Source organism: Streptomyces sp. NPDC002181 (assembly GCF_042890485.1).
Classification (GTDB): Bacteria; Actinomycetota; Actinomycetes; order Streptomycetales; family Streptomycetaceae; genus Streptomyces.
The window spans coordinates 713,269-722,749 of sequence record NZ_JBIASC010000002.1 but is presented as its reverse complement, the minus strand read 5'-3'; the positions used below and the strand labels follow the sequence as shown (position 1 = coordinate 722,749).

Here is a 9,481-nt window from a genome sequence, read left to right as displayed (position 1 = left end):
CAGGATGGTGACGAACTCGCCGGGCGCGACATCGAGGCTGATGTCGTCCAGGACGAGCTGCGATCCGGCCGGGCCGGAGAAGGACTTCGAGACGTGCTCGATACGGGCGGCATGAGTCACCGCGGTGGTGTCCTCAACAGCTTTGGCGAGTGTGGTGGCCATGGTCGTCACCTCCTGGGGATCGTACGGGCTGACTATTACTTGGCGCCGAGGCCGGCGTCGGTGACCTCGGGCTTGCCGGCGGCCTTCAACACCTTGTTCAGGAGCGTCAGGTCGTAGATGCCGGTGAGGTCGGGCTGTTCGATGAGCTTGGCCTTGACCGCCCAGTCGGACTCGGTCTTCAGCGTGCTGGCGAGGGGGTCGTCGGTGACGAGGATGCTCTTCCAGGCCGGGTCGATGACCGCGGGCTCCAGTTCCTTGCCGCTGAGCGCCTTCAGTGCCGCGTTGGCGGAGGTCTTCGCCTTGTCCGGGTTGGCGTTGATCCACTCGTTGGTCTTCACCGTGCCGGCCAGGACGGCCTCGACGACGTCCGGGTGCTCCTTGAGGAACTTCTGCGACACGATGACGTTCGTGATCACGAACTTCTTGTCGGGCCACAGGTCGGTCTCGTCCAGGAGGACCGAGGCGCCGTCGGAGACCAGCTTGGAGGCGGTGGGCTCGGGCACCCAGGCGCCGTCGATCGAGCCCTGCTTGAAGGCGTCCGGGGTCACCTTGTTGTCCGTGCGGACGACGGAGACGTCACCCTTGCCGGATTCGGGGTCGACCTTCCAGCCCTTCTCCGCGATCCAGTTGAGGAACGCGACGTCCTGCGTGTTGCCCTTCTGCGGGGTGGCGATCTTCTTGCCCTTGAGGTCGTCCAGGGTCTTGATCTTGTCCGGGTTCACGACGAGCTTGACGCCGCCGGAGGCGGACCCGGAGATGATCCGCAGGTTGCTGCTCTTGGACTTGACGTAGCCGTTGATCGCGGGCGAGGGGCCGATGAAGCCGATGTCGAGGGAGCCGCCGTTGAGGGCTTCGATCTCGGAGGGGCCCGCGTTGAAGGTCTGCGGCTTGATCGCGGTCGCGCCGAGCTCCTTGGCGATCAGGCCCTCCTGGATCCCGACCAGCGCGGTGGCGTGCGTCAGGTTCGGGAAGTACCCGATACGGACCTCCGACGCGGACAGCTTCTTCGCGCCGTCGGCCGCGGCATTCGCCTTCTTGTCCGCCGGCTCCTCGGACTGGGAGCCGTAGCCGCAGGAGGCGAGTGCGCCGATCAGCAGCGGCAGGGCGGCAGCGGCGGCGACACCGCGGCGCAGGGTGGTGAGGGTGGTACCGGTGGCAGGCACGGGAGGGCTTCCTCTCGTAGCGTCATCTCATGACGCAGGTCTTCGTCTGCGGAGCAAGGGCAGGTGGTGCTCGTGGGGGCCGGGCGTCATCGCGCACATCGCGCCACTCCTCCCTGGCCGCTGCCGAGGCGGCCGCTGCCCACGCGGCCGCCTTCCTTGGCGAACGTGGAGTAGATGTCGGAGGGCATGGGCTAGAAGTCCCATCCCTCTTCGTCGGCCTGGACGGTCGTCCGGGCCTGCGAGGCGAAGGACTCGCCCGCCATGCCCGCCGCCAGGGTGGTCCCGTCGGCCGGGTCGATCAGCAGGAAGGACCCGGTACGGCGGGAGTCGGCGTACGCGTCGAGCGCGAGCGGCTCGGCGGTCCGTACGACGACGCGGCCGATGTCGTTGGCCACCAGCTGCCCGGGGTCGGGGTGCTGGGACAGGTCGTCCAGGGTCAGCCGCGAGGGGATCTCCTTGACGATGGCCTTCACCGTGCGCGTGGTGTGCTTGAGGAGCACGCGCGCGCCGACGGCCAGGGGCTGGTCCGCGACGTGGCAGACGGTCGCGATGACGTCCTGCGTGGTGGCGGGCGGGTTCGCGGACGGCGCGATCAGGTCGCCGCGCGAGATGTCGATGTCGTCGGCGAGGCGGACCGTCACCGACTGCGGGGCCCACGCGATGTCCACGCTCTCGCCGAGGGCGTCGATCCCGGCGATCACCGAGGTACGGCCCGAGGGCAGGACGGTGACGGCCTCGCCGACGCGCAGCACGCCGGAGGCGATCTGGCCCGCGTAGCCGCGGTAGTCGGGGTGCTCGGCGGTCTGCGGGCGGATCACGTACTGCACCGGGAAACGGGCGGGGCAGGCGGTGAGGTCGTGGCTGACCGGGACGGTCTCCAGGTGCTCCAGCACCGTCGGGCCGCCGTACCAGTCCATGTGGGAGGACGGTTCGACCACGTTGTCCCCGGCGAGCGCCGAGATCGGGATCGCGGTGATCTCCGGGACGCCCAGGTCGGAGGCGTACGCGGTGAACTCCTCGGCGATCTTGGCGAAGACCGACTCCTCGTAGCCCACCAGGTCCATCTTGTTGACGGCCAGGACCACGTGCGGAACGCGCAGCAGGGCCGCGACGGCGGCGTGCCGGCGGGTCTGCTCGATCACGCCGTTGCGGGCGTCGACCAGGACCACGGCCAGGTCGGCGGTGGAAGCGCCGGTGACCATGTTCCGCGTGTACTGCACGTGCCCGGGGGTGTCGGCGAGGATGAACCGGCGCCGGGCGGTGGCGAAGTAGCGGTAGGCGACGTCGATGGTGATGCCCTGCTCGCGCTCGGCCCGCAGGCCGTCGGTGAGCAGCGCCAGGTCCGGGGCGTCCTGGCCGCGGCTCGCGGAGACCCGCTCGACCGCCTCCAGCTGGTCGGTCAGGACCGACTTGGAGTCGTGCAGCAGGCGCCCGACCAGGGTGGACTTGCCGTCGTCGACGGAACCGGCGGTCGCGAAGCGCAGCAGGGTGGTCGCAGCCAGGTCGGCCAAGTGGGCGACCTGATCGGTGGTGGAGGTCATGTCTAGAAGTACCCTTCGCGCTTGCGGTCTTCCATCGCGGCCTCGGACATCTTGTCGTCGGCGCGGGTCGCGCCCCGCTCGGTGAGCCGGGAGGCGGCGATCTCGGTGATCACGGCGTCCAGCGTGGTGGCGTCGGAGTCGACGGCACCGGTGCAGGACATGTCACCGACGGTGCGGTAGCGGACGAGGCGCGTCTCGGGCGTCTCGCCCTCCTTCGGGCCGCCCCACTCGCCGGCCGTCAGCCACATGCCGTTGCGCTGGAACACCTCGCGCTCGTGGGCGAAGTAGATCTCCGGCAGCTCGATGCCCTCGCGGGCGATGTACTGCCACACGTCCAGCTCGGTCCAGTTGGAGAGCGGGAAGACGCGGACGTGCTCGCCGGGTGCGTGGCGGCCGTTGTAGAGCTGCCACAGCTCCGGGCGCTGGCGGCGCGGGTCCCACTGGGAGAACTCGTCGCGCAGGGAGAACACCCGCTCCTTGGCGCGGGCCTTCTCCTCGTCGCGGCGCCCGCCGCCGAACACGGCGTCGAACTTCAGCTGCTGGATCGCCTCCGTGAGGGGCACGGTCTGCAGCGGGTTGCGGACCCCGTCGGGGCGCTCGCGCAGCTTGCCCGCGTCGATGTACTCCTGGACGGAGGCCACGTGCAGGCGCAGGTTGTGCTTGGCCACCGCGCGGTCGCGGTAGTCGAGGACCTCGGGGAAGTTGTGCCCGGTGTCGACGTGCAGCAGCGTGAACGGCACCGGCGCCGGCGCGAACGCCTTGAGCGCCAGGTGCAGCATGACGATGGAGTCCTTGCCGCCCGAGAAGAGGATCACCGGCTTCTCGAACTCGCCCGCGACCTCGCGGAAGATGTGGACGGCCTCCGACTCCAGGGCGTCGAGGTGCGACAGCGCGTACGGCGCGTCCGTCTCGTCGTGGACGTGTGCGACGGTGGCCGTCATGCCAGACCCCTCTCGGTGAGCAGCGCGTGCAGGGCCGAAGCCGACTCCTGCACGGTCTGCGTGTGCGACTCGATGCGGAGGTCCGGGGAGTCCGGAGCCTCGTACGGGTCGTCGACGCCGGTCAGACCGGAGATCTCGCCCGCCGCCTGCTTGGCGTACAGGCCCTTCACGTCACGCTCGGAGCAGACCTCGACCGGGGTGGCCACGTGGACCTCCAGGTACGAGGTGCCCTCGGCTGCGTGCCGCTTGCGGACCGCCTCGCGGCTGTCCGCGAACGGCGCGATCACCGGCACGAGCGCCTTGACGCCGTTGCTCGCGAGGAGTTCGGCGACGAACCCGATCCGCTGCACGTTGGTGTGGCGGTCCTCCCGGGTGAAGCCCAGCCCGGCGGAGAGGAACTCGCGGATCTCGTCGCCGTCGAGGACCTCCACGCGGTGGCCCTCGGCGCGCAGGCGTTCGGCCAGCGCGTACGCGATGGTGGTCTTGCCCGCGCTCGGCAGCCCGGTCAGCCACACGGTGGCGCCCTGGTCGCTCACGCTCATCTGCTCGCTCTCCGTCGCGTTCATAAGAGGAATGGGGTCGGTCATCAGCCGTGCAGTCCGCACTCGGTCTTGGCCCGGCCGGCCCAGCGGCCGGCCCGAGCGTCCTCGCCCTCCGCCACGCGGCGGGTGCAGGGGGCGCAGCCGACGGAGGCGTAGCCGTCCATCAGCAGCGGGTTGGTCAGGACCCCGTGCTCGGCGACGTAGGCGTCCACGTCGTCCTGGGTCCAGCGGGCGATCGGGGAGACCTTGACCTTCTGCCGCTTCTCGTCCCAGCCGACCACCGGGGTGTTCGCCCGGGTCGGGGACTCGTCGCGGCGCAGGCCGGTCGCCCATGCGTCGTACGCGGTCAGGCCCTCTTCCAGCGGCTTGACCTTGCGCAGCGCGCAGCACAGGTCGGGGTCGCGGTCGTGCAGCTTCGGGCCGTACTCCGCGTCCTGTTCGGCCACCGTCTGCCGCGGGGTGAGGGTGATGACGTTGACGTCCATCACGGCCTCGACCGCGTCGCGGGTGCCGATCGTCTCCTCGAAGTGGTAGCCGGTGTCGAGGAAGACCACGTCCACGCCGGGGAAGGCGCGGGAGGCCAGGTGGGCGACGACGGCGTCCTCCATGGAGGAGGTGACGCAGAACTTCCCGCCGAAGGTGTCGGCCGCCCAGCGCAGGATCTCCAGCGGCGACGCGTCCTCAAGGTCGCGCCCGGCCTGCTCGGCGAGGTCCTTGAGACTCACGTCTTGAGTGGTGGTCATATCTCGTCCCCTCCAGCGCTGTCGGACCGAACGCCCCGGGCCAGCAGCCCGAGGTACTTCAGCTGGAAGGCCCGGTTGCAGGCCCTGCATTCCCAGGCGCCGTGACCCGTCTCGTTCGGGAACAGGTCCTCGTCGCCGCAGTACGGGCAGTGGAAGGGCGCGGCACGCTCGCTCACGACAGGGCCTCCTCGGAGGCACGCGCCGCCCAGGTGGCGAAGCGCTCGCCGTCCTCGCGCTGCTCCTGGAAGCGCGTGAGGACCCGCTCGACGTAGTCGGGCAGCTCGGCCGAGGTGACCTTCAGGCCGCGGACCTTGCGGCCGAACCCGGCCTCCAGCCCGAGCGCGCCGCCCAGGTGGACCTGGTAGCCCTCGACGCGGTTGCCCTCGTCGTCCAGGACCAGCTGGCCCTTGAGACCGATGTCCGCGACCTGGATACGGGCGCAGGCGTTGGGGCAGCCGTTGATGTTGATGGTGATCGGCTCGTCGAACTCGGGGATGCGGCGTTCGAGTTCGTCGATCAGCGAGGCGCCGCGCGCCTTGGTCTCGACGATCGCCAGCTTGCAGAACTCGATGCCCGTGCAGGCCATCGTGCCGCGCCGGAACGGCGAGGGATTGACCCGCAGGTCCAGGGACTCGAGGGCGGAGACGATCGAGTCGACCTGCGCCTCCTCGACGTCCAGGACGATCATCTTCTGCTCGGCGGTGGTACGGACCCGGCCCGAGCCGTGCGACTCGGCGATCTCGGCGATCTTGGTGAGCGTGGCGCCGTCCACCCGGCCGACGCGCGGGGCGAACCCGACGTAGAACCGGCCGTCCTGCTGCCGGTGGACGCCCACGTGGTCGCGCCACTGCCCGGCCGGCTGCGCGGGGGCGGGGCCGTCGGTGAGCTTGCGCTTCAGGTACTCGTCCTCCAGGATCTGGCGGAACTTCGCCGGACCCCAGTCGGCGACGAGGAACTTCAGCCGGGCGCGGGTGCGCAGCCGGCGGTAGCCGTAGTCGCGGAAGATCGAGATGACGCCCTCGTAGACGTCCGGGACCTCGTCCAGCGAGACCCAGGTGCCCAGGCGGACGCCCAGCTTGGGGTTGGTGGAGAGACCGCCGCCGACCCAGACGTCGAAGCCGGGGCCGTGCTCCGGGTGGTCCACGCCGACGAAGGCGATGTCGTTGATCTCGTGCGCCACGTCGAGCAGCGGCGAACCGGAGACGGCCGACTTGAACTTGCGGGGCAGGTTGGAGAAGTCCTTGTTGCCCACGATCCGCCGGTAGATCTCGTCGATGGCGGGGGTGCCGTCGATGATCTCGTCCTGGGCGATCCCGGCGACCGGCGAGCCGAGGATGACGCGCGGGGTGTCACCGCAGGCCTCGGTGGTCGACAGGCCGACGGCCTCCAGCCGGTTCCAGATCTCGGGCACGTCCTCGATCCGGATCCAGTGGTACTGGACGTTCTGGCGGTCCGTGATGTCGGCGGTGCCGCGCGCGAACTCCTGCGAGATCTCGCCGATGACGCGCAGCTGCTCGGTCGTCAGCCGGCCGCCGTCGATGCGGACCCGGAGCATGAAGTACTCGGCGTCCAGCTCCTCCGGCTCCAGGACACCGGTCTTGGTGCCGTCGAGGCCTTCCTTGCGCTGGGTGTAGAGACCCCACCAGCGCATCCGGCCGCGAAGGTCGTTGGGGTCGATCGAGTCGAATCCGCGCTTGGAGTAGATCGTCTCAATGCGTGTCCGCACGTTGAGACCGTCGTCGTCCTTCTTGAACTGCTCGTTGCCGTTGAGGGGGGTGTGGTGTCCGACGGCCCACTGACCCTCGCCGCGGTGACGGCCGGTCTTGCGGCGCGCGGCGGCTGCGGGAGCTGCGGCTGCGGTCGTTTCGGGGGTGGCGGCCATGGCGGTACGTCCTTCTTCGGCGGCTCGTTGCAAGGGCGGGGGAGGGGGCGGCGAGTGCCCCTGTCATCAGCCCTGCCGCTGAGCAGGTGCGGCCGATCGCCGCCCGATTTTCCGGTTGTGCCGGTGGTCAGGGCGGTGTTCTGCCTTCAGGGGACTGCGGGCGGCTGCGCCTCCGCGACGACGGTGTGCGGGGCGCTGTGCCGGGGCTGCGCGGCGGTGGCTGGTTCCGTCAGCGCGCCGAACAGATGGCGCTGGACATGCGGCCGAGGTCGACGTGCCGCCGACTCACCAAGGCAATTCCAGCTCCATTCATGGCGGAAGCGTGTCATGTGCCGATTGGAGGAGTCCACTACTGTCCACAATTTGGACGATGTGGTCCCGTATTTCGAGACGGCGTGACGCCCGTCACGCTCTGAAGCCGTACGGGAGGCGGCCGGAGGGAGTCCCTCCCGGCCGCCGGTGCCGCGGTCGTGTCCCTTGTCCCCCGTGCCTTGTCCCCTGTGGCCCTGTGGCCCTGTGCTCCTGTGGCCCTGTGCGCCGTGCGTCGCGCGCTATGCGCCCGGCCAGGGGCCGGGGGTGGGGGTGCTCTCCTTCTGCTCCGTCTCCGTCTTGAAGAGCTTGAAGCCGCGGCGGAGGTAGTTGTCCATCGCCGTCGGGCCGTCCTGGCTGCACGTGTGGAGCCAGACGCGGGTCGTCGCCCCGCGCCCCGGCCAGCGCTCGGCCAGGGACCAGGCCGCCTCGACGCCCAGCGTCAGCAGGTGGCCCCCGATGCGGCGGCCCCGGAAGTCCGGGAGCAGCCCGAAGTACATGATCTCCACCACGCCGTCGGCCTGCGGGTCCAGCTCCACGTACCCCGCCGGCGTCCCGCGCTCGTACGCCACCCACGTCTCCACGCCGGGCCGGCCCAGCTGCTCCACCCACTGCGCCCGGGTCAGCGACAGCCGGTCCGTCCAGTGGATGTCACCGCCCACCGAGGCGTAGAGGAAGCGGCTGAACTCCGGCGAGGGGACCTCCGCCCGCCGGACAGTGATCTCAGGCCCCGGGACGGCCGCCCGGACCAGATCCTGCGGCGAGGCCATTTCCAGGGACCACGTGGTGAGTGTGATGGTGCTCATGCAGGTCAGGGAATCACGCCGGCTCCCGCCCGGCCCAGCCGGGCCCTGATCACCGCCGGGGCCGTCGAGTGCGCCAGCAGCGCCGCCGGGTCCTCGGGGCGGATCAGCTCCACCTCGACGTCGTCCGCGAAGCGGTACGGGCGGTGGGTCAGCACCCCGCCCAGGTGCCTGCGGACCCGGGACAGCTCCGCCCGCACCGTCACCGTCCGCGTCGCGTCCCCGAACAGCTCCGCCGCCAGCTCCGCCGCCGACCGCCCCCGCGGGCTCACCGCCAGCAGGAACAGCAGCTCCGCGTGGCGCGGGCTCAGCTCCTGGGACCAGCTCCCGGCGGCCCCGTACACCGTCGCCGACCACGCGCGCGGCCGGCTCAGGTCCAGCACCACCCGGCTCGCCGCCGCGGCCGTGCCCGGCGCCTCCGCGACGCGCAGCAGCCAGCCGCCCGGCAGCGGCTCCACCACGCAGTCACCGAGCTGCGCCACCCACACCCGGCCGGGCCCGAACCCCTTCGGCAGCGCGATCCGGTCGGTCGGGGCCAGCCCCGTGACCGCAGCCGTCCAGCCCTGCGGGTCCACCACCAGCGCCCTTCCCGGCAGCCGGGCCAGCAGCGGCGACGCGACCGCCCGCAGCCGCTCCAGCGACTCCAGGTGCCGGATCCGCAGCTCCCGCTCCGCGAGGCGGGCCACCGAGCTCACCCACGCCAGCGTGGCCGGGTGCATGGTGGCCAGCGGCCCGCTGACGTCCACCACGCCCAGCAGCCGCCCGTCCCGCGGGTCCCGTACGGGCGCCCCCGCGCAGGTCCAGTCGTGGTGGCTGGAGACGAAGTGCTCCGCCGAGAACACCTGGACCGGCTGCCGGGCCACCAGTGCCGTGCCCACCCCGTTCGTGCCGACCACCGACTCGTCCCAGTCGGCGCCCACCGCGAAGCCCAGCCGGTCCGCCTTGCGCAGGATCGAGGAGGCCCCCTCCCGCCACAGCAGCCGCCCCTCCGCGTCGGCGACGACCATGATGTGCAGCGCCGCGTCCAGCGCCGGCAGCAGCCCCTCGCGGAGCACCGGCAGGATCTCCCGCAGCGGCGAGACCTGCCGCCGCTCCTCCGTCTCGGCCGCCGACAGCATCCGCGAGCGCGCGTCCCGGTCCGGGTGCACCCCGCCGGCCAGCATCCGGCGCCAGGACTCGGCGATCTCCGGACGGGGCTCCGCCGGCGGCCGGTCCCCGGCGAGCGCCGCCGCCCGTACGCCCTTGAGCAGACGCGCGGCCTCCCGCGCGTCCATGGCCGAGATGCGTGCCACATCGACCGTGCTGCCTGCGGTGTAGGCCACCGGAACCTCCCCGTGCGGAACGAAACGCAGAGAACGCAGAGAACGCCGAGAACGCCGAGAACTCAGAGGACTC

Annotated in this window: 10 protein-coding genes and 1 pseudogene; all 11 read right to left on the bottom strand. The window is 71.1% G+C overall.

Features of this window, described 5'->3' with window-relative positions; all coding sequences use genetic code 11:
- A pseudogene (locus tag ACFYXV_RS09400) lies at positions 1 to 162 on the bottom strand (ABC transporter ATP-binding protein); the annotation flags it as partial.
- A gap of 35 nt (positions 163 to 197) precedes the next feature.
- A complete protein-coding gene (locus tag ACFYXV_RS09395) occupies positions 198 to 1,325 on the bottom strand; it encodes an aliphatic sulfonate ABC transporter substrate-binding protein (RefSeq protein WP_389382457.1) in 1,128 nt (375 codons plus the stop codon).
- A gap of 191 nt (positions 1,326 to 1,516) precedes the next feature.
- Positions 1,517 to 2,866 carry a sulfate adenylyltransferase subunit 1 gene (locus tag ACFYXV_RS09390; protein ID WP_385466862.1) on the bottom strand — a complete coding sequence of 450 codons (1,350 nt, stop codon included), beginning with the start codon at positions 2,864 to 2,866 and terminating at the stop codon, positions 1,517 to 1,519.
- A 2-nt stretch (positions 2,867 to 2,868) separates the two neighbouring features.
- On the bottom strand, positions 2,869 to 3,807 hold the full coding sequence (cysD, locus tag ACFYXV_RS09385) for a sulfate adenylyltransferase subunit CysD (RefSeq protein ID WP_385466865.1): 939 nt from the start codon (positions 3,805 to 3,807) through the stop codon (positions 2,869 to 2,871).
- On the bottom strand, positions 3,804 to 4,349 hold the full coding sequence (cysC, locus tag ACFYXV_RS09380) for an adenylyl-sulfate kinase (protein ID WP_030009619.1): 546 nt from the start codon (positions 4,347 to 4,349) through the stop codon (positions 3,804 to 3,806). The genes cysD and cysC overlap by 4 nt, the downstream gene beginning before the upstream one ends.
- A gap of 44 nt (positions 4,350 to 4,393) precedes the next feature.
- The gene (locus ACFYXV_RS09375; protein WP_385466868.1) at positions 4,394 to 5,092 is read right to left on the bottom strand and encodes a phosphoadenylyl-sulfate reductase; all 699 of its coding nucleotides are present in this window, start codon (positions 5,090 to 5,092) and stop codon (positions 4,394 to 4,396) included.
- A complete protein-coding gene (locus tag ACFYXV_RS09370) occupies positions 5,089 to 5,268 on the bottom strand; it encodes a hypothetical protein (RefSeq protein WP_383347996.1) in 180 nt (59 codons plus the stop codon). Before ACFYXV_RS09370 ends, ACFYXV_RS09375 begins: the two co-directional genes overlap by 4 nt.
- Positions 5,265 to 6,974, bottom strand: a complete 1,710-nt coding sequence (locus tag ACFYXV_RS09365) for a nitrite/sulfite reductase (protein WP_389382456.1) — start codon at positions 6,972 to 6,974, stop codon at positions 5,265 to 5,267. The genes ACFYXV_RS09370 and ACFYXV_RS09365 overlap by 4 nt, the downstream gene beginning before the upstream one ends.
- A 229-nt stretch (positions 6,975 to 7,203) precedes the next feature.
- On the bottom strand, positions 7,204 to 7,287 hold the full coding sequence (locus tag ACFYXV_RS09360; protein ID WP_351782709.1) for a putative leader peptide: 84 nt from the start codon (positions 7,285 to 7,287) through the stop codon (positions 7,204 to 7,206).
- 238 nt (positions 7,288 to 7,525) lie between these two features.
- Positions 7,526 to 8,089: a GNAT family N-acetyltransferase gene (locus ACFYXV_RS09355; protein WP_385466874.1), complete on the bottom strand. Its 564-nt coding sequence runs from the start codon at positions 8,087 to 8,089 to the stop codon at positions 7,526 to 7,528.
- A 5-nt stretch (positions 8,090 to 8,094) separates the two neighbouring features.
- A complete protein-coding gene (locus ACFYXV_RS09350; protein ID WP_385467054.1) occupies positions 8,095 to 9,360 on the bottom strand; it encodes a GAF domain-containing protein in 1,266 nt (421 codons plus the stop codon).
- Positions 9,361 to 9,481 lie beyond the last annotated feature (121 nt).

Bases quoted from the DNA above. Each gene is read 5' to 3' on its own strand.
- ACFYXV_RS09390 (WP_385466862.1), bottom strand. From the start codon at position 2,866: ATGACCTCCACCACCGATCAGGTCGCCCACTTGGCCGACCTGGCTGCG.
- cysD (WP_385466865.1), bottom strand. From the start codon at position 3,807: ATGACGGCCACCGTCGCACACGTCCACGACGAGACGGACGCGCCGTAC.
- cysC (WP_030009619.1), bottom strand. From the start codon at position 4,349: ATGAGCGTGAGCGACCAGGGCGCCACCGTGTGGCTGACCGGGCTGCCG.
- ACFYXV_RS09375 (WP_385466868.1), bottom strand. From the start codon at position 5,092: ATGACCACCACTCAAGACGTGAGTCTCAAGGACCTCGCCGAGCAGGCC.
- ACFYXV_RS09365 (WP_389382456.1), bottom strand. From the start codon at position 6,974: ATGGCCGCCACCCCCGAAACGACCGCAGCCGCAGCTCCCGCAGCCGCC.
- ACFYXV_RS09360 (WP_351782709.1), bottom strand. From the start codon at position 7,287: ATGAATGGAGCTGGAATTGCCTTGGTGAGTCGGCGGCACGTCGACCTC.
- ACFYXV_RS09355 (WP_385466874.1), bottom strand. From the start codon at position 8,089: ATGAGCACCATCACACTCACCACGTGGTCCCTGGAAATGGCCTCGCCG.
- ACFYXV_RS09350 (WP_385467054.1), bottom strand. From the start codon at position 9,360: ATGGACGCGCGGGAGGCCGCGCGTCTGCTCAAGGGCGTACGGGCGGCG.